Below are 18,724 nucleotides of genomic sequence, written 5' to 3'. Positions count from 1 at the left end.
ATAAAACGCACCTTTTATAATGTAATTGCGGCAATAAAGCCGAATATAAGTAACGGTATATTGTAATGTAAAAAAGTTGGTACACACGTATCCCATATATGATGGTGTTGACCATCAGCATTTAAACCGGATGTTGGTCCAAGTGTACTATCTGATGCTGGAGAACCTGCGTCTCCTAGCGCTCCGGCTGTACCGATAATTGCAATGGTGGCCATTGGACTAAATCCAAGCTGAATACAAAGAGGTACAAAAATGGTTGTTAAAATAGGGATGGTTGAAAAAGATGATCCAATCCCCATCGTAACGAGCAGTCCAATTACAAGCATAAGAAATGCAGCGAGTGGTTTGTTATTCCCAATTATATGTGCACTCGTTTGTACAAGAGATTCAACATGTCCTGTTTTTCGAAGAACAGCTCCGAACCCAGCGGCAGAAATCATAACAAATCCGATAAAGGACATCATACGCATTCCGCTTGTTAAAATTGCATCAGCTTCTTTAAGAGGTAGACTACCACTAACTGATAAAACGATAATCCCCGCTAGAGCGCCGAAAATCATTGATTCTGTTGCTAATTGAACAGTTAATGTAGCTAAGATAGATACTAGCCCGAAAGTAATGCTTCGTTTTGTATAGGGAACGATTTCATTTTCAGTAGTATGAATTTGTTCTGTTTCATACGTACGAGGTTTTCGGTACGTAATAAATACTGCCACACATAATGCGATAATCATACCGATTGCTGGAATGGTCATTGCTTTTGGAATAAGTGCGACATCAAATGTAAGACCGCTTTGCGCAGCATTTGTTTGTAATACGTCATGATAAATTTTTCCGAACCCTGCTGGAATCCACATATAAGGAGTAATCAATCCGAATGTAATAATACATGTAACAAGTCTGCGATCCACTTTCAGCTCATTTAATACTTTTAAAAGTGCTGGAATTAAGATGGGGATGAAAGCGATGTGAACAGGAATCACATTTTGTGAGAAACAAGCCATCGTTAAAATGATAAATAGAATAAGTATTTTAGAGTAAACTTGTTTTTTCGTGTCTTGTTCATTGCCAATCCACTTTAATGCAGTTTGAATCATGGCATCTGGAAGTCCGGTTTTGGAAAGAGAAATAGCGAAACCACCAAGCATTGCATAACTTAAAGCGATTGGAGCACTGTTTCCAAGACCAGTTGTAAAAGTGTTAATCGTTTCTGAAATACCGAGTCCGCCGATAAGTCCGCCTGTTAAAGCTCCAACAATGATGGCGACAATGACCTGGACACGTAACAAACTAAGCAATAGCATAACTGCTACTGCAATGAGTACAGCATTCATAATAAATGTAATCTCCCCAAAATTTTATTGTGTTAAGGCAAGGAAATATGAATCACCTTGCTAGATTTATACATAGTTGCGACATATTATTATAAATTGTTTCTTATGAAATGTAAAAGAGCCTTTTGTTACTAATGGTGAAAAGCTAGCTCTTGTTTAATGGATTGTAAAGAACGAGCGAATAATTCTGGCTCTTCTAAATCGGGAGAATGTGCTGAATTTGGGAACCAAATCATCTTTTTTATCGGTGCTTCTATTACATCACAATATTCCTGAACGAGTGCATAAGGAGTTTGATAATCATAGCGACCAGAACAAAAATAAACTGGAATAGATAAACTAGTAATAGAAGAAAAGAAATCGATTGTCAACATTTCTTCCCATAAAACGCCAGATTTTAAATTCCCTGCGAGAAACTTGAACCAATCTAATAGCGTATATTCAGGGGAAAAGAAGCCTTTTCGTATGAAAGAAAAGGAAGATCCGTTTTGGATTGCACCTCCCAATGTGCCAAGCCATTTTCTTTGAATAATAAGGCGTCTCGTATCTAAAAATGGCGGTTTTCCTAATTTTAAAAGGGACGCTAATGCTTTTTTATGATTATATTTTTTTGCAGAACGAATTAAATGCTGATATAGTAATTCCTCGTTTTGTTTCATATGTACAATTTGCCCAATACCGATATAAGCCTCGATATATTGTGGATATTGGTGTGCTATGTTAAGCCCGATAATACTTCCCCAAGAATGACCAGCGAGAAATAGTTTCTGTTTATTGAACTTTTTAAGTACATATTGAATCACTTCTTTTGCATCGGAAATGAATTGTTCGATTGTAAAATTTGCTCCGAAATCTTTCATTGAAAAGGATTTACCTGCCCCGCGCTGATCCCAATTAATTACGATGAAGTGTTTCTCCAATTCTTTTTGAAAATGACGAATAAATCCGATTTGTGCCATGCCTGGTCCACCGTGACAGCATAATAAAATAGGCTGCTCTACGTTTTGCCCGCGCATAAGGAGAGTTTGTTTTCGGTTGTTAATCATAACGCTTTCTATCGTAGCGATACTATTAGGAATGAGTTTTTTATTTTCATTATAGAACTGCGGGGTATTGCTACGAAAAAGCATATTGAAAACCTCCTTTTCTAAAATCGTATGAATCGCACAGGCTATTCGTTTTGCATATACTGTTAGAAAATCATTGTAACATACCATACTAGTGTCATTTCAATATGGGAGGAGGGAAATTGTGACGATTGGAGAAATTATCGATTGTTTAAATAGGCGTGAATCCATCGCTATTATAGCAAAACGTCTTGAAATAAGCCCGTATACATTATCGAAGAAATTAAGATTGATTGGATACGAATATGATGGAGAACAGAAAAAGCGTATTTTTGTAGGAGATGGAGAAGAACCGCGTCACTTACAACTCCAAGAAGCGACAGCCCTTCAATATGCGAAAACGGATTATCAACTATTAATTTATGAACAATTACAAAGTATTTATGAGTTATTAAGAAAGAAAGAAGAAGTAATTGCGCCCATGATGAATATAAGTACAGAAAAAAAGAAACGTACCTTTTCTATTAATAAAGAAATATTAGCAAAACTAGACGTTATATCAGAATCGAAAGGAATTCAAAAATCTAAACTTGTAGAAGAGGCGTTACAACAATTTTTACAACAATATGATTTTAACAACACATCACATATTGATAAATAAAGAAAAGGATACTATGTTCATTGTAAGAACGAGTATCCTTTTTAGGTTTCACATATATGACGGATAAAAGGTTTATGTGTATCTTTTACGGTAAAAAATTAAGATTGTTTATTATGAGTGTACTTAATTTGTTTTTTGAATTCTACCATCGATAATTGGCTGAATAGGTTCTTTTAATTGTTTTACGTAATCGACTAGCGCTTCAAAGTCGTTTGGACCAGTCTCTGGATTTTTACCATTTTTAAATGATACAAATCCATCACCGCCAGAAGCTAAAAAGGCATTTGCCACTACGCTATACGTTTTAGATGGAGATAATTCTTCACCGTTTGTTAAACGTATATTTGTAACTTTTTCACCGTTTGGTTTATTTGCATCCCACGTATATTGAATACCTGAAATTTGAAGCATTCTCGTCGTTCCTTTTTGCCATTGTTGATTTAAAATGTCGCGAATATCTTGACCTGTTAAATCTACTTTAATTAATTGGTTTCCAAAAGGCTGAATGCCGTATAATTCGCCCCATGTAATATCGCCAGCATCTAAGTCATTACGAATGCCGCCCGGATTCATAAGTGCGATTTGAGTTTGCATCGTTTGGCGCTGGGCATCGGCAACTAAATTTCCAAGAGTGGACTCACCAGCATCATTTTGTTTACGGTCGATAGGTGCTGTAGATTTTCCGACAACTTCATTTACAAGCGGTGCAATTTTTTCTTTATATTGATCTAGTTTTTTCTTTACTTGTTTATCAGGCTCTACACCTTCATGGTATGTTGTAACAACTTCAGCTTTTTTCTTTACAATATCTTTTGTTTTACGATCAATTGTTACATCTACATCTGAGAAAGCCATTCCGTAAGAGTTCGCTTGGACGATTAGTTTATTATTTACAGTACCATTTACATACGTGTGACTATGTCCACCAAAAATAACATCAACTTCCGGATCTGTTTCATTTGCAATTCGAGTAAGGTCTCCATTTGTAACACCAGACTCATCTGTTGTTCCACCGACATGAGCAAGGACAACAATGGATTTAACACCGAGACGTTTTAATTGTTGCGCTGATTTATTAATTGCCTCTACCTCGTCAGTGATTTCTACATTTTTAAGCATAGTAGGCATCACGACATTTGGTGTATCAGTTGTAACGACGCCAATGAATCCTATAGGCACACCGTTTACCATTTTTACAGTAAATGGCGGTAAAAATAAGCGACCAGTGGATTTATTATAGAAGTTTGCAGCGACATAAGGGAAGTTAGCTCCTTTGAAATTGCCTGTTTTTTCGTGATAGCCACCGTAAATGAGGCGTTTCATTTCATCGATACCTTCATCAAATTCGTGATTTCCAATTGTACCAACATCAAACTTTAAGTCATTTAAAAATTCAATCGTTGGTTCGTCCTGTAACAACGCTGAAACTGGTGGACTAGCTCCGACAATATCGCCAGCATGTACGAGAAGTGTATTAGGATTTTGCTTTTTACGTTCTTTTAAATAAGTAGCTAAGTAATCAGCACCACCAGCTTCTTTGTTATTAATTTTTTTAATAGTATCTAGTTGTCCATGGAAATCATTAATACCAAGCATTTGTACGTCTATGTAGCGGTTTTGTTCAGCTGGAGTCTGAGATGGGGGAGCGGCAAATACGGTTGAAAAAGTAATGGTGCTTAAAACGGCAACAGTAGGAATAATTTTTTTCCACATAATATAATTCTCCTTTTTTTATAATCTGACATCATACGACATAATTTTAATAGATTCATAGGATTATATCTATATAAAAATTTAGTTTTTTCGAAAAATTAACATATTTACAAAAGTGAATAATAGAGTAACGCTCCTTTTTTGTTGTCGATTTCATGGTGTATCTACTATAATGGAGAAAAAAGTAAAAGGTGAGCAGCATGAAGAAAAAGAAACAAAGACAAATGCAAAGACAATCGCAAATGAATCAACCAAAGAAAGAATCTCTTACATTAGGTGATCAATTAAACGATTCACTTATGCAACAATTAAAAAATAAGAAGAAAGAGTTGCAAGTGAGAGAAGAGAAAAAAGAGGCAGCAGAACTGGAAAGAAAGCGTCAAGAACAAAAAGAACGTGAAAAGAATAAATCATTTGAAGAACTGTTAAGTGAAAGTAACCTTACTTGGAAAGACTTTAAATAATAACGAAAATGATCAGTGAAATAACGCTGATCATTTTTTTGACGAGCTTGTAAGAAAAGGGGAGTTAGAATGAGAAAAATTGTAGTTGTTCCGCATGAAAATCATTGGGGGGAAAAATTTCAAATAGAGGCTGAAAGATTAAAAGCAGCGATGCCAGAAATGGTGAAAATGCATCATATTGGAAGTACGTCAGTGCCGGGACTGGCAGCTAAACCAATTATAGATATGATTATGGAAGTGGAGAGTATCGACAGAGTAGATCATTGGAATGAATGTTTTGAAAAGCTTGGTTACATCGCAAAAGGGGAGAATGGTATTTCAAGACGCCGTTATTTTATTCATGGAACGGAGGAAAAACGCTCGTATCACTTACACGTGTTTGAAAAAGGAAACCCTGAGATAGTAAGGCATTTAGCATTTCGTGATTATATGATGGCTCATTGTGAAGAAGCTGAGGCGTATGCAACTTTAAAGAAAGAATTAGCTGAAAAGTATACATATGAAGGTGCGTTATATTCGGAAGGGAAAACTGAGTTTGTACGTAATGTTGATGAAAAAGCGAAGAAATGGATGGAAAATAATGAGAATGAATGAGCTCGCATTATTTTAGAAAGTATATAAGTTTATTATGTAAACTGTACATATGTTTTGACTTTTTGGTTGAATCTTGTTCAAATAAAGTGGTGGCTTATAAAAAAATGTAATGATGAAAGGGAGACGACTGTGCACATTCCAACAACTACACTTCATAATGGCGTAAAAATGCCGATGATTGGTTTAGGCGTTTATAAAGCGAAAGAAGGCGACGAAGTAAAACAAGCAGTAAAAACAGCGCTAGAAGTTGGATACTGTTCGATTGATACAGCAGCTGTATATGAAAATGAAAGCGGTGTCGGAGAAGCGGTTCGTGAATCAGGAATTTCGAGAGAAGACATCTTTATTACAACAAAAGTTTGGAATGACGATCAAGGATACGAGGAAACACTTGAGGCGTTTGAGAAAAGCTTAAAAAAATTACAAATGGACTATGTAGATTTATATTTAATACATTGGCCAATAAGAGGGAAGTATGTTGATACGTACCGAGCGTTAGAAAAACTGTATGAAGAAGGTAAAGTGCGCGCGATTGGCGTTTCTAATTTCCATAAACATCATTTAGAACTGCTATTACCAAATTGCAAAGTAAAGCCGATGGTAAACCAAGTGGAACTTCATCCGATGTTAACACAATTTGAATTGCGTAATTTTTGTCAAGGTGAGCAAATTCAAATGGAAGCATGGAGCCCATTAATGAGAGGCGGCGAAGTATTTCAGCACCCGATTATTCAGGCTATTGCTACTAAATATGAAAAAACACCTGCGCAAGTTATATTAAGGTGGGATATTCAAAGCGGGATTGTGACGATTCCTAAGTCTGTTACACCATCTCGCATTCAGGAGAATTTTTCTATCTTTGACTTTTCATTAACAGAAGAAGAGATGACTCAAATTAATACGTTAAATCGTAATTTACATGTAGGAACGAATCCTGATAAATATGATACGTTATAAAAAGACGCTACCAGTATGGTAGCGTCTTTTTAACGATGTAAAGCGTACGTATCACATTTCGCAATTTGCTGAAGCTGTATATATTCTGCTGTTGTTAACTTTGTTTGTTTACTAGACTGTACATTTTCTTGTAATTGCCCAATAGAGCTTGCACCAGGTATAACGGCTGCAACAGTTTCGTTATGTAAGCAATATTGAATAGCTGTTCCTGTTAAAGAGCTTTCCTCGATTAATTCTTTTACACTCGCGAGTGTCTCATATAATTCATCGTAAGAATAAGAAAGGTAATCCTTTTCTTTTACTCTATCTATCTTTCTTGCATTGTTGTCAGTTAGAATTCCTTTTGCAAGTGGTCCGCGAGCAATGACGCTAATTTGATGTTCATTTAGAAGTGGGAACCATTCTTCAGGGCGACGATTCAAAAGGCTATATTCCATTAGTACACTAACGATATTTGAACGTTTTGCATATTCACGGATGACATTTGGACGTATTGAAGAAATACCATATTGGCGAATGATACCTTCTTTTTTTAATTCTTCAAAGGCTTCAATTGTTTCATCTATAGAATCTTCAATCGTCCCGCCATGAAGTTGATATAAATCAATATAATCAGTTTGAAGTCTACGTAAACTTTCTTTCACTTCAGCCTTTATGTAATTTTTAGAAGGATCCCAAGACCAGCCGTTTTTTTCTTCTGTCCATCGATTTCCAACTTTCGTTGTAAGAATAATTTGGTCTCGTTTTCCTTTTAAGGCTTTTCCAACAAATTCTTCGTTTAATCCATAATCATATAAATCCGCTGTATCAAAAAAATTGATTCCTAAATCGATTGCTTCATCGATAATACGCAAGGCTTCTTTTTCAGATGTACCGAGAGACATACAGCCAAGTCCCATTTCTGTCACAAATAAATCTGAGTTTCCTAATTGACGTTTTTTCATAAGTCAACCTCCTTCTCCTTATTCTTATTGTACGCAAGGGAAAAGAGGTTGACAAACGTTTACTTTTTAGTTGCTGTAATCCACTCTTGTACAGTTGTATACTCTTTGCCATATTGTTTTAGCTTATGGCGAATTTGCCATGCTTTTCCGACTAAAGTGACGCGATTTGGTAAAATATAAACTTTCATTTCTATCACGCTCCTTTCAATGTGGTAAAATGTATGAGGAAAGAATAGGAAATAGAACAGGGAGATGAAGTAGTATGAGTAATCTTGCAGAGAGAACAGTAAAAACTGAGCCGATTTTTGATGGTAGAGTTATAAAAGTTCGTGTTGATGATGTAGTATTACCAAATGGAGCAATGAGTAAACGTGAAATTGTAAATCACCCTGGTGCAGTTGCTATTATTGCTATTACTGATGAGGGGAAAATTGTGCTTGTTGAGCAGTATCGTAAAGCGCTTGAAAAGGCGATTATAGAAATTCCGGCTGGCAAGTTAGAACCAGGTGAAAAACCTGAGGTGACAGCAGTTCGTGAATTAGAAGAGGAAACAGGTTATGTATGTGAAAATATGGAGCTTATTACTTCTTTCTATACATCTCCAGGATTTGCAGATGAAATTTTATATGTATATAAAGCGACAGGTTTGACGAAAAAAGAAAATAAAGCTGCGTTAGATGAAGATGAGTTTGTGGAATTAATGGAAGTATCATTAGAAGAAGCAACTACTCTTATGAAAGATCTTCGTATTCACGATGCGAAGACGATGTTTGCAGTACAATATTTACAACTACAAAAATAAACACTCGCCAAAGGCGAGTGTTTTTAATTAATTTTTGCATATACGCGTGCATCACGTAAGCTACCATCTGGTGCTATGAAATCATTTTCCATTGTACCTTCTAGAATAAATTCTAAACGTTCTGCTAAGTTACATGCATTTGTATTTGTTGCATCAATACGAATTTCAATTCTTCGAGCGCTTAGCTTATCAAAGGCAAATTGAATGGCACCTTTCACAGCTTCGGTCATATAGCCTTGTTTTGTATAAGCGCTATGTAGCCAGAAGTGAAGTGAAAACTTTGGAATATCCCAGTTTTCAGGCTTGAGCGTTATAGCTCCGATGAATGTACCAGATACTTTATCGTATAAGTGAAAATCAAGTGTTTCACGAAGTAAAAACTGTCCGTGAGCGTTACGAACGATTTCTTCAGCACTTTCTTCTGTTTCAGCGTTAATTGGCATCCACGGTACTAAGTCTTCTAGAGAAGCTTGTATTGCTTCATACACTTCTGCACCATCACCTGGAAATGGCTTACGAACCTGTAAGCGTTCAGTTTGAAATAATGTTGGAAAATCTAATAATAATGGTTTCAAGAGAAATCCCTCCTATTCTCTACTTTTTAGTTTAGCAAAGTAGAGCGGAATTTCAATGTTAATTCGTCATACTTTTTTCTTTCTTTCATACATTTTTAGTAAGAGTGTGAACGGAGGGAAGAAAAATGTGGAGAAAAACTTGGCAAGACCGTGTAATGTCTCACATACAGGAAAACTCTTCATTATATATATTTAACGCTGTTTTGTTATTGATGGGAGTAATATTTGGAGCGATTCTTGTAAATAGTTTACAATTAAATCAAAAACAAGATTTATCATTTTATTTGCAACGTTTTTTTGGACAAGTTTCTAAAGGAGAATTTGCTATTGCAGGCGAAATGTTTCGAGAAAGTTACTTTTCACAATTAAAATACATTGGATTTATTTGGATTTTAGGGATTTCAATTATTGGATTGCCACTCATTTTTATTTTATTATTTGCAAAAGGAGTAGTTGTCGGATTTACAGTAGGTTTCTTAGTAAGTCAGCATGGATGGAATGGATTATTATTAGCATTCGTTTCTGTATTGCCACAAAATCTCATTATCATCCCAGTATTTCTCGTTATGACAACAATTGCCGCAAGTTTTTCCTTACGCATGATTAGGCATCAATTTATCCGAAAAATAACTGAGCCGCTATTACCATTATTGATCCGTTATACATGCTTCTTTCTTGTAATTGGAGCGGTGTTAGCTCTTGCTTCTAGTGTAGAGGCTTATGCATCACCAGTTTTAATGAAAGAAGTCGTTGAGGCTATTAATAAACAATAAATACTTTATGAGAATAATTATCAATTTGTTTTTATTGTTTTTCTTTTGACAGAAGCCCTTCTTCTGATATAATGGTGTAAGAGTGGCGAGGAGGGAGTAGTACCGAATGGAAGAAAGAATTGAACGAATTAAGAAGCAATTACATGCAGCGAGCTACAAATTAACACCGCAACGTGAAGCAACAGTTCGTGTGCTGCTAGAAAATGAAGAAGATCATTTAAGCGCAGAAGATGTTTACCTCCTTGTAAAAGAAAAGTCGCCAGAGATCGGATTAGCAACCGTCTATCGAACTTTAGAACTATTATCTGAGTTAAAAGTTGTCGATAAGATTAACTTCGGAGACGGTGTTTCACGCTATGACTTACGCCAAGAAGGTGCGCAGCGTTTCCACCATCATTTGATTTGTACACAATGTGGTGCTGTACAAGAAATACAAGAAGATTTACTTGGTGAAGTGGAAAGGAAAGTAGAACATGACTGGAGCTTTAAGGTGAAGGATCATCGTTTAACATTCCATGGGATTTGTAAAAATTGTCAAGAAAATGAAACGGATGAAAAATAACCTTTTCCTATTTAACTAGGAAGAGGTTTTTTATTTGAATAAGGTATAAATTGGTGAAAGCTTGGCATATGTTGTAATAACTTATATTTTGGAGGAATTTACAATGCGCCGAGCTTTAAAATTAACTTTTGATGGGATAAAAGTATTTTTATTATTTACAAGTTGTACGATTTTGTTTTATTTCGCTATACTATGGATAAATGAAGAATATGAAAGCTATCATCGTTATGAAAAGCCAAAAGAAGAGACTGTAGAAAAAGTATCAGGGAATGAAGAGCCGGCAAAGGATGCTTTCGTAAATAGAATGATGTTTTTCTATGAAAATGGGGAGTAGTGTAGATTGGAAGATCAATTAAAAGATTTTATTCATTATATGGTTGTTGAAAAAGGACTAGCGAAAAATACAGTAGTATCTTATGAACGTGATTTAAAAAGTTATGTAAAGTATTTGCAAAATGTAGAACAAGCGAAAAGCTTTCACGAAGTGACACGCTTGCACATTGTTAACTTTCTGCAGCACTTAAAAGAAAACGGAAAATCTTCGAAAACATTAGCACGTCATATTGCATCGATTCGTTCGTTTCACCAATTTTTACTTCGTGAACGAGCGGTAGAGCACGATCCATCCGTACATATTGAAACGCCGCAAGGAGAACGGAAATTACCGAAAGTATTGTCAGTTGATGAAGTAGAGGCGTTACTGCAGACACCAAAAATGACGAGCGCTTTTGGAGTTCGTGATAAAGCGATGCTAGAGTTATTGTATGCAACAGGACTTCGTGTTTCAGAATTAATTGCATTAAATTTAGAAGATGTACATTTAACGATGGGATTTGTTCGATGCATAGGGAAAGGGAATAAAGAAAGAATTATTCCACTAGGAAGTTTAGCGACGGAAGCGATTCAAAAGTATATTGAAAAGGGAAGAAGAGAATTGATGGGGAAAAAAGTAGTAGATGCACTCTTTTTAAACCATCATGGCAATCGATTATCAAGACAAGGATTTTGGAAAATTTTAAAACGATTAGCGAAAGAAGCAAATATTGAAAAAGAGCTTACACCTCATACATTGCGTCATTCTTTTGCTACGCATTTATTAGAAAATGGAGCAGACTTACGTGCTGTGCAAGAAATGCTTGGACATGCAGATATTTCAACGACACAAATTTATACGCATGTTTCAAAAACTAGATTAAAAGATGTATATAAACAGTTTCATCCGAGAGCATAGGTACTATGCTCTTTTTTCATAGATTCAAAAGGCTATAGCACTTCACAGAAACTTCACAAACATTTCGTACATTGTTTTCAGCAGAAGACTAGAATATTACAATGTATTTCCTCTATACTAAATAAAGTATGAAGGAGGAAATGATGATGAAAAAACTTATTATGACTTTATTTATCGCGATGCTAGCATTGGCTGGCTGTAATACAAACAAAGAAGAACCGAAAAAAGAACAGAAACTAGAAGCTGTAAAAGTAGCAGTTCAAACAAATCCGAAAGAAATTAAACCTGGTGAAAAAACAGAAGTACAAGCACTTGTTACACAAGGAAAAGAAAAGGTAACAGATGCTGATGATGTAAAGTTTGAAATTTGGAAAGCTGGCGACGAAAAGCACGAGATGCTAGAAGGTAAGCATAAAGGAAAAGGTGTTTATGCTGTAGAGAAAACGTTCGAGACGGATGGCGTATACCATATTATCGCTCACACAAATGCGCGTGAAATGCATGTTATGCCAGAAGTAAAAGTGGCTGTAGGAAATGCGAAAGTAGAAGATGCGAAAAAAGAAAATAGTGATCATGGTGCAGGACATGGCGATCATAAAAGCGATACAATGATTCACCTTATGGCTGGTGACATAAAAGCAAATGCTGAATCAACAATGAAAGTTCATTTAAAACAAAAAGAAGAAGCTTTAACTGGTGCTGAAGTACAACTTGAGATTTGGAAAGATGGTGTGGAAAAACACGAATTCATTCCAGCAAAAGAAGGAAATAAAGGGGAGTATGAAACGAAACATACTTTCAAAGAAAAGGGTTCTTACAAAGTGAAAGTTCATGTTAAAAAAGGCGAATTGCATGAACATAAAGAAGAAACAGTAGAAGTAAAATAAAAAGGTAGCTCTTTAGAGCTGCTTTTTTTATTTTTATTCTGAAAATGATTAGTGGGAAAGAACAAAACCGCCACTGATTAAAATTTCACTTTATATGAAGAAATAAATCATAAAATGATTAGCACTTCTGTGCATAATGGATTACAATAGAAGTGTGAAGAAAATGAGAAATTCTACGAAAATGTATTAAAAAGAAAGCGTAAACATGTTATGATATCAGTATCAGATGTCTGACATCTGACTTAGAAAAAACTAGAAATGTTTTTGAGTCGTTTCAAGGTAAACGAAATAGGTTAGAGAATGATTTAAAGAAGTACTGTTTGATAATGAGAACGAAAGATAATTCTTATGGAGAACAGTTTCACTTTATAGCGTTTTGAACATACTACAAGAAGTAGAACTGAACTTATAGGAGGTCGCAGTTATGAATAAATATAAACGTATATTCCTAGTCGTAATGGACTCTGTTGGAATCGGTGAAGCACCAGATGCTGAACAATTTGGTGATTTAGGATCTGACACAATTGGTCACATTGCTGAGCATATGAATGGGTTACAAATGCCTAACATGGTGAAATTAGGTCTTGGTAACATTCGTGAAATGAAAGGCATCTCTAAAGTAGAAAAACCACTTGGATATTATACAAAAATGCAAGAGAAATCTACTGGTAAAGATACAATGACAGGTCATTGGGAGATCATGGGTCTTTACATTGATACACCATTCCAAGTGTTCCCAGAAGGTTTCCCAAAAGAATTACTTGATGAATTAGAAGAAAAAACAGGCCGTAAAATCATCGGTAATAAACCAGCTTCTGGAACTGAAATTCTTGATGAACTTGGTCAAGAACAAATGGAAACAGGCTCTTTAATTGTTTACACTTCTGCCGATAGCGTTCTGCAAATCGCAGCACACGAAGAAGTAGTGCCGCTTGATGAGTTATATAAAATTTGTAAAATTGCACGTGAATTAACGTTAGATGAGAAGTACATGGTAGGCCGCGTTATCGCTCGTCCATTCGTTGGTGAGCCTGGAAACTTTACACGTACACCTAACCGTCATGACTATGCATTAAAACCATTCGGCCGTACAGTAATGAATGAATTAAAAGATAGTGATTATGATGTGATTGCTATCGGTAAAATCTCTGATATCTATGATGGTGAAGGGGTAACTGAATCACTTCGTACGAAGTCTAACATGGATGGAATGGATAAGCTTGTAGATACATTAAATATGGACTTTACAGGTCTTAGCTTCTTAAACTTAGTTGACTTTGATGCGCTATTCGGTCACCGTCGTGACCCACAAGGATACGGAGAAGCTCTACAAGAATATGATGCACGTCTTCCAGAAGTATTCGAAAAACTAAAAGAAGATGATTTATTATTAATTACAGCAGACCACGGTAATGACCCAGTTCATCATGGTACTGATCATACACGTGAATATGTACCGTTATTAGCATATAGCCCAAGCATGAAAGAAGGCGGACAAGAATTACCACTTCGTCAAACATTTGCTGATATTGGTGCAACTGTAGCAGAAAACTTCGGTGTGAAAATGCCAGAATACGGAACAAGCTTCTTAAACGAGCTAAAGAAATAGGGGGATAAACAAATGAATCGTGAACTTATTACAAAATCAGCTTCATACTTAAAAGAGAAATTTCAAGAGACACCACAAGTAGGACTAATCCTTGGATCTGGACTAGGTGTATTAGCAGATGAAATCGAGAACGCAGTAACAGTACCTTACAGTGAAATCCCTGAATTCCCAGTTTCAACTGTAGAAGGCCATGCAGGTCAACTAGTATTCGGTACACTTCAAGGTGTAACAGTAGTAGCAATGCAAGGACGTTTCCACTTCTATGAAGGATACGATATGCAAAAAGTAACATTCCCAGTTCGTGTTATGAAAGAACTAGGAGTAGAAACAGTTGTTGTAACAAATGCAGCTGGTGGTGTAAATACATCATTCGAACCAGGCGATCTTATGTTAATTTCAGACCACATTAACTTCATGGGTACAAATCCATTAATCGGACCAAATGATTCTGAAATGGGTGTACGTTTCCCTGATATGTCTACATCATATACAGTAGAGCTTCGCGAAATGGCGAAACAAGTTGCAGCAGACTTAAATATTAAAGTACAAGAAGGGGTATACGTTGGAATGACAGGTCCTGTATATGAAACACCTGCTGAAATTCGTATGCTTCGTACACTTGGTGGAGATGCAGTTGGTATGTCAACAGTACCTGAAGTAATTGTAGCGCGTCATGCTGGTATGAAAGTACTTGGTATTTCTTGTATTTCAAATATGGCAGCTGGTATTTTAGATCAGCCACTTCATCACGATGAAGTAATCGAAACGACAGAACGTGTTAAAGCTAACTTCTTAGCATTAGTAAAAGCAATCGTAAAACAAATGAAGGGGTGACCTCACAATGAGAATGGTGGACCTAATTGCAAAAAAACGTGACGGACATGCATTAACGACAGAAGAAATCAACTTTATTGTTGAAGGATATACGAATGGTGATATTCCTGATTATCAAGTAAGTTCACTTGCAATGGCAATTTTCTTCCAAGATATGAACGATCAAGAACGTGCTGATTTAACGATGGCAATGGTCAATAGCGGTGATACAATCGACTTATCAGCTATTGAAGGGGTAAAAGTAGATAAGCACTCCACAGGTGGCGTTGGTGATACAACAACACTTGTATTAGGTCCATTAGTAGCCGCTTTAGGTGTACCGGTTGCAAAAATGTCTGGACGTGGTCTAGGACATACTGGTGGTACAATTGATAAATTAGAAGCAGTTCCAGGATTTCATGTTGAAATCGAAAATGATGAATTCATGCGTCTTGTAAATGAAAACAAAATCGCAGTTATTGGTCAAAGTGGAAACTTAACACCTGCGGATAAAAAATTGTATGCACTTCGTGATGTAACGGCAACAGTAAACTCAATTCCGCTTATTGCAAGCTCAATTATGAGTAAAAAAATTGCTGCTGGTGCAGATGCAATTGTTCTTGATGTAAAAACTGGAGCAGGTGCATTTATGAAAACAGATGAAGATGCAAAACGTTTAGCAGAAGCAATGGTACGCATTGGGAATAACGTTGGTCGTAATACGATGGCTGTTATTTCGGATATGAGTCAACCACTTGGTGAGGCGATTGGTAACGCACTTGAAGTACAAGAAGCAATTGATACATTACAAGGTAAAGGACCGAAAGATTTAGAAGAGTTATGTTTAACACTTGGAAGTCAAATGGTATACCTTGCTGGACAAGCTTCATCTTTAGAAGATGCACGTGAGAAATTAATTGAAGTAATGAACAACGGTAAAGCGCTAGAATCATTTAAAACGTTCTTATCAGCGCAAGGCGGAGATGCATCTGTTGTTGATGATCCTTCTAAGTTACCACAAGCACAGTTTAAAGTTGAAGTGGAAGCGAAGGAAGACGGTTATGTATCAGAAATCGTTGCAGATGAAATCGGAACAGCAGCAATGCTTTTAGGAGCAGGACGTGCGACGAAGGAATCTGAAATTGATTTAGCAGTTGGCTTAATGCTTCGTAAAAAAGTAGGGGACAGCGTGAAAAAAGGTGAATCCCTTGTTACCATTTACGCAAACCGTGAAAATGTAGAAGACGTAAAAGCAAAAATTTATGAGAACATGAAGATCTCTAAAGAGCATGTAGATGCACCAACATTAGTGCACGGCATCGTTACTGAATAATAAAGAAGGGCCAGGGAGTATTTCTCCTTGGCTTTTTTTACTATTTTTTGTTTATAATAATAATGGGTGAAAATATGATTAGAATTTGTGCAATAACAAAAACAGATGAAGTATTATATGATGTTTCGCTAGAGGAAACAAAGAAAGACCATATTGTATGGTATTGGCTAGATTTATATAAGCCAACGAAAGAAGAGTATACATACATTTTGCAAGATCATTTTAAGTTCCATCCCCTTGCAATTGAAGACTGCATAGAATATGTACAGAGGCCAAAAGTTGATTTTTATGATGGATATAACTTTTTAGTTCTTCATGCATTTGGTGAGGATGGATTAGAACCTCACGAGATTGATTTATTTATTAGTGATCGTTATATTGTTTCTTTCCACTTTTCGCATAACAATGCAATTGAAAGAGTATGGAAAACGCTTGGAGAAAAGAAGCGTATTAAAAATAGTCCCCTGCACGTAGCGCATACAATTATCGATCAAATTGTAGATGACTATTTTGCGCCTGTATATTACATTGAGGATCATTTAAATGCAATTGATGATAATTTAACGGGTGAAACGGCAGGAAGTGTACTAGAAGAAGTATTTGATATACGTGCAGATTTATCGAAGTTAAGACGTACAATTATTCCGATGCGTGATTTATTGTATCGTATTTTAAATTCGACTCGTTTTTACGGTATAAGTGATCATGAAATTTATTTTAAAGATATACATGATCATTTGCTTAAATTGACCGAAATGATTGAAGCAAGCCGGGAGTTAACAGCAGATATTCGAGATAGCTATTTTTCATTAAACTCGCATCATATGAATAACATTATGAAAACATTAACTGTATTCTCGACTATTTTCATGCCATTAACATTTATTGCGGGAGTATACGGAATGAACTTTACGCATATGCCAGAGCTTGGTGGACAATATAGTTATTTTATTTGTTTACTTATTATGGCACTAATTGGCGGCGGCATGATGGCTTGGTTTTATAAAAAAGGATGGTTTAAGTAAAAAAACACCGAGGGAAATTCCTCGGTGTTTTTACTTAACCAATAGCATGTAATACGAACATGGCTAAGAATAAGCATGTAATGATATACATAGACGGTGCGACTTCTTTACGCTTTCCAAGAGCAACTTTTAAGATAGGATAAGCAATAAATCCGAACGCAATGCCATCAGCGATACTATATGTGAGCGGGATCATGACGATAATTAAGAACGCTGGAAATCCTTCTGAAAAATCGTTCAGAGGAATTTGTTGAATGCTTGTAATCATCAGGCCGCCAATAATAATTAAGATTGGTGCAATGGCACTATCAGGAATTAGTTTGACAAACGGAAGTGCAAACAGTGATGCAAAGAATAACAACCCTGTAACGATAGACGTCAGACCTGTTTTTCCGCCTGCAGTAATACCTGCGGCACTCTCTACTGTTGATACGGTAGGGCTTGTGCCAAATAGACCACATGTCATTGCTGAAATTGCATTGGCTTGGTAAGCACGTGGGAATTTACGGTCATCTTCTAATAAACCGTGCAGAAGTCCCATGTTCTCAAAAATAAGCACCATGCTTAAGGAGAATGTTGCAATCCAAAATGGTAAGGAAGAAAGTTTGCCAAATGACATAGCCCCAAACACATCGCCGTAATTAGCGAATGAGAATGAACTATTTCCGATTTGACTTGTATCAACAAGGCCAAACAGCCATGCAATACCAGTTCCTATTGCAATCGTCCATAAAAAGTTTCCACGTACGTTACGAATAAATAATACGAGTGCAACGATAAGAGTAAGCACGGTCGCAAGAACGACAGGGGTACTTAATTTACCCATTGCAACAGCAGTATTTGGATTCGAAACGACTAAACCACCTTTTTGCAATCCGATAAATGCTAAAAATAATCCGATGCCGACAGTGATAGCTTCCTTTAGTGACTTTGGAATCGATACTGAAAGCACGCGAGCGATTGGTGTAAACGCAGCAATTGCAAAAATAATACCAGAGATGAAGACAGCTGCTAATGCTTCCTGCCAAGTTAATCCGAGCGTATGGACAGCAGTGTACGTGAAGAATGCATTTACACCCATACCAGGGACAAGAATAGCAGGTGCATTTGCCCAAAATGCCATGAGCAGACATCCGACAAATGAACTGAAAACAGTTGCTAAAATTCCAGCTTCAAGAGGAATGCCAGCATCGGATAAAATGGATGCATTTACAATCATAATATATACGATCGTAAAAAATGACGTAACTCCAGCTAAAACTTCTTGTTTTGGTGATGTTTCGTGTAAACCTAATTTAAATGTTCTTTCAAGTATTCCTTTCATGTTAAACCTTCTTTTTCATATCCCTCTCCCACCCGTGATATCTCTTTCGTAAGAGC

The 18,724-nt window shown here is 36.2% G+C and carries 21 protein-coding genes; 14 read left to right on the top strand and 7 right to left on the bottom strand.

Going from position 1 to position 18,724, the window contains the following annotated elements:
- Positions 1–14: 14 nt before the first annotated feature.
- Together EGX95_RS19320 and EGX95_RS19315 are read right to left on the bottom strand one after the other, a co-directional pair.
- On the bottom strand, positions 15–1,334 hold the full coding sequence (locus tag EGX95_RS19320) for a Na+/H+ antiporter family protein (protein WP_000994773.1): 1,320 nt from the start codon (positions 1,332–1,334) through the stop codon (positions 15–17).
- Between the two features lie 131 nt (positions 1,335–1,465).
- A complete protein-coding gene (locus tag EGX95_RS19315) occupies positions 1,466–2,464 on the bottom strand; it encodes an alpha/beta fold hydrolase (protein WP_000898950.1) in 999 nt (332 codons plus the stop codon).
- Positions 2,465–2,585: 121 nt separating this feature from the next.
- Between EGX95_RS19315 and EGX95_RS19310 the strand changes: the two genes are divergently transcribed.
- On the top strand, positions 2,586–3,062 hold the full coding sequence (locus tag EGX95_RS19310) for a ribbon-helix-helix domain-containing protein (RefSeq protein WP_000151910.1): 477 nt from the start codon (positions 2,586–2,588) through the stop codon (positions 3,060–3,062).
- A 123-nt stretch (positions 3,063–3,185) separates the two neighbouring features.
- Here the strand turns inward: EGX95_RS19310 and EGX95_RS19305 are convergent, their stop codons facing one another.
- A complete protein-coding gene (locus tag EGX95_RS19305; RefSeq protein WP_000265588.1) occupies positions 3,186–4,775 on the bottom strand; it encodes a bifunctional metallophosphatase/5'-nucleotidase in 1,590 nt (529 codons plus the stop codon).
- 200 nt (positions 4,776–4,975) lie between these two features.
- Here EGX95_RS19305 and EGX95_RS19300 point away from each other — a divergent pair, with 200 nt between their 5' ends.
- From EGX95_RS19300 to EGX95_RS19290, 3 genes are all read left to right on the top strand, one after another.
- Positions 4,976–5,239: a YqkE family protein gene (locus tag EGX95_RS19300; RefSeq protein ID WP_000727551.1), complete on the top strand. Its 264-nt coding sequence runs from the start codon at positions 4,976–4,978 to the stop codon at positions 5,237–5,239.
- A 69-nt stretch (positions 5,240–5,308) separates the two neighbouring features.
- A complete protein-coding gene (locus tag EGX95_RS19295) occupies positions 5,309–5,833 on the top strand; it encodes a GrpB family protein (protein ID WP_001227156.1) in 525 nt (174 codons plus the stop codon).
- 129 nt (positions 5,834–5,962) lie between these two features.
- Complete coding sequence (locus EGX95_RS19290; protein WP_063246691.1) at positions 5,963–6,790, top strand: aldo/keto reductase; 828 nt, start codon at positions 5,963–5,965, stop codon at positions 6,788–6,790.
- 29 nt (positions 6,791–6,819) lie between these two features.
- Here the strand turns inward: EGX95_RS19290 and lolS are convergent, their stop codons facing one another.
- Together lolS and mciZ are read right to left on the bottom strand one after the other, a co-directional pair.
- Positions 6,820–7,734, bottom strand: a complete 915-nt coding sequence (gene lolS / locus EGX95_RS19285) for an aldo/keto reductase (RefSeq protein WP_000747191.1) — start codon at positions 7,732–7,734, stop codon at positions 6,820–6,822.
- A 59-nt stretch (positions 7,735–7,793) separates the two neighbouring features.
- Entirely contained in the window at positions 7,794–7,922 is a 129-nt protein-coding gene (mciZ, locus tag EGX95_RS19280) for a Z-ring formation inhibitor MciZ (protein ID WP_000870299.1), read from the bottom strand.
- Between the two features lie 74 nt (positions 7,923–7,996).
- Between mciZ and EGX95_RS19275 the strand changes: the two genes are divergently transcribed.
- Positions 7,997–8,536: an NUDIX hydrolase gene (locus EGX95_RS19275; protein ID WP_000067038.1), complete on the top strand. Its 540-nt coding sequence runs from the start codon at positions 7,997–7,999 to the stop codon at positions 8,534–8,536.
- A gap of 23 nt (positions 8,537–8,559) precedes the next feature.
- Here EGX95_RS19275 and EGX95_RS19270 read toward each other — a convergent pair whose 3' ends face one another.
- On the bottom strand, positions 8,560–9,111 hold the full coding sequence (locus tag EGX95_RS19270) for a GNAT family N-acetyltransferase (protein ID WP_000803491.1): 552 nt from the start codon (positions 9,109–9,111) through the stop codon (positions 8,560–8,562).
- 155 nt (positions 9,112–9,266) lie between these two features.
- Between EGX95_RS19270 and spoIIM the strand changes: the two genes are divergently transcribed.
- The 9 genes from spoIIM (at position 9,267) to corA (ending at position 17,344) form a co-directional block, all read left to right on the top strand.
- The gene (gene spoIIM, locus EGX95_RS19265; protein WP_223290733.1) at positions 9,267–9,884 is read left to right on the top strand and encodes a stage II sporulation protein M; all 618 of its coding nucleotides are present in this window, start codon (positions 9,267–9,269) and stop codon (positions 9,882–9,884) included.
- Between the two features lie 106 nt (positions 9,885–9,990).
- Positions 9,991–10,446 (top strand): ferric iron uptake transcriptional regulator, encoded by a 456-nt coding sequence (locus EGX95_RS19260; protein ID WP_000392655.1) that lies wholly within the window; start codon positions 9,991–9,993, stop codon positions 10,444–10,446.
- A 103-nt stretch (positions 10,447–10,549) separates the two neighbouring features.
- A complete protein-coding gene (locus EGX95_RS19255) occupies positions 10,550–10,780 on the top strand; it encodes a YqzK family protein (RefSeq protein WP_001250432.1) in 231 nt (76 codons plus the stop codon).
- A gap of 6 nt (positions 10,781–10,786) precedes the next feature.
- Entirely contained in the window at positions 10,787–11,677 is an 891-nt protein-coding gene (xerD, locus tag EGX95_RS19250) for a site-specific tyrosine recombinase XerD (protein ID WP_000390084.1), read from the top strand.
- A 143-nt stretch (positions 11,678–11,820) separates the two neighbouring features.
- Positions 11,821–12,564, top strand: a complete 744-nt coding sequence (locus EGX95_RS19245; RefSeq protein WP_001993299.1) for a FixH family protein — start codon at positions 11,821–11,823, stop codon at positions 12,562–12,564.
- Between the two features lie 424 nt (positions 12,565–12,988).
- The gene (gene deoB, locus EGX95_RS19240) at positions 12,989–14,173 is read left to right on the top strand and encodes a phosphopentomutase (RefSeq protein WP_001046083.1); all 1,185 of its coding nucleotides are present in this window, start codon (positions 12,989–12,991) and stop codon (positions 14,171–14,173) included.
- Between the two features lie 12 nt (positions 14,174–14,185).
- Positions 14,186–15,007 (top strand): purine-nucleoside phosphorylase, encoded by an 822-nt coding sequence (locus EGX95_RS19235; RefSeq protein ID WP_001078446.1) that lies wholly within the window; start codon positions 14,186–14,188, stop codon positions 15,005–15,007.
- Between the two features lie 7 nt (positions 15,008–15,014).
- The gene (locus tag EGX95_RS19230; protein ID WP_001243081.1) at positions 15,015–16,319 is read left to right on the top strand and encodes a pyrimidine-nucleoside phosphorylase; all 1,305 of its coding nucleotides are present in this window, start codon (positions 15,015–15,017) and stop codon (positions 16,317–16,319) included.
- 62 nt (positions 16,320–16,381) lie between these two features.
- Complete coding sequence (gene corA, locus EGX95_RS19225) at positions 16,382–17,344, top strand: magnesium/cobalt transporter CorA (RefSeq protein WP_001998197.1); 963 nt, start codon at positions 16,382–16,384, stop codon at positions 17,342–17,344.
- A 34-nt stretch (positions 17,345–17,378) separates the two neighbouring features.
- On the opposite strand, the gene EGX95_RS19220 is transcribed toward corA, so the two are convergent.
- On the bottom strand, positions 17,379–18,668 hold the full coding sequence (locus EGX95_RS19220) for an NCS2 family permease (protein WP_123805734.1): 1,290 nt from the start codon (positions 18,666–18,668) through the stop codon (positions 17,379–17,381).
- Between the last annotated feature and the right edge of the window lie 56 nt (positions 18,669–18,724).

Source organism: Bacillus sp. FDAARGOS_527 (genome assembly GCF_003812125.1).
GTDB lineage: Bacteria > Bacillota > Bacilli > Bacillales > Bacillaceae_G > Bacillus_A > Bacillus_A paranthracis.
Note: the sequence above shows the minus strand (reverse complement) of the source record. Positions and strands in the feature narration are given on the sequence as shown.

Bases quoted from the DNA above. Each gene is read 5' to 3' on its own strand.
- EGX95_RS19255 (WP_001250432.1), top strand. From the start codon at position 10,550: ATGCGCCGAGCTTTAAAATTAACTTTTGATGGGATAAAAGTATTTTTA.
- EGX95_RS19235 (WP_001078446.1), top strand. From the start codon at position 14,186: ATGAATCGTGAACTTATTACAAAATCAGCTTCATACTTAAAAGAGAAA.
- EGX95_RS19295 (WP_001227156.1), top strand. From the start codon at position 5,309: ATGAGAAAAATTGTAGTTGTTCCGCATGAAAATCATTGGGGGGAAAAA.
- mciZ (WP_000870299.1), bottom strand. From the start codon at position 7,922: ATGAAAGTTTATATTTTACCAAATCGCGTCACTTTAGTCGGAAAAGCA.
- deoB (WP_001046083.1), top strand. From the start codon at position 12,989: ATGAATAAATATAAACGTATATTCCTAGTCGTAATGGACTCTGTTGGA.
- lolS (WP_000747191.1), bottom strand. From the start codon at position 7,734: ATGAAAAAACGTCAATTAGGAAACTCAGATTTATTTGTGACAGAAATG.
- spoIIM (WP_223290733.1), top strand. From the start codon at position 9,267: ATGTCTCACATACAGGAAAACTCTTCATTATATATATTTAACGCTGTT.
- EGX95_RS19245 (WP_001993299.1), top strand. From the start codon at position 11,821: ATGATGAAAAAACTTATTATGACTTTATTTATCGCGATGCTAGCATTG.
- EGX95_RS19275 (WP_000067038.1), top strand. From the start codon at position 7,997: ATGAGTAATCTTGCAGAGAGAACAGTAAAAACTGAGCCGATTTTTGAT.
- EGX95_RS19315 (WP_000898950.1), bottom strand. From the start codon at position 2,464: ATGCTTTTTCGTAGCAATACCCCGCAGTTCTATAATGAAAATAAAAAA.
- EGX95_RS19300 (WP_000727551.1), top strand. From the start codon at position 4,976: ATGAAGAAAAAGAAACAAAGACAAATGCAAAGACAATCGCAAATGAAT.
- EGX95_RS19260 (WP_000392655.1), top strand. From the start codon at position 9,991: ATGGAAGAAAGAATTGAACGAATTAAGAAGCAATTACATGCAGCGAGC.
- EGX95_RS19230 (WP_001243081.1), top strand. From the start codon at position 15,015: ATGAGAATGGTGGACCTAATTGCAAAAAAACGTGACGGACATGCATTA.
- EGX95_RS19305 (WP_000265588.1), bottom strand. From the start codon at position 4,775: ATGTGGAAAAAAATTATTCCTACTGTTGCCGTTTTAAGCACCATTACT.
- corA (WP_001998197.1), top strand. From the start codon at position 16,382: ATGGGTGAAAATATGATTAGAATTTGTGCAATAACAAAAACAGATGAA.
- EGX95_RS19320 (WP_000994773.1), bottom strand. From the start codon at position 1,334: ATGAATGCTGTACTCATTGCAGTAGCAGTTATGCTATTGCTTAGTTTG.
- EGX95_RS19220 (WP_123805734.1), bottom strand. From the start codon at position 18,668: ATGAAAGGAATACTTGAAAGAACATTTAAATTAGGTTTACACGAAACA.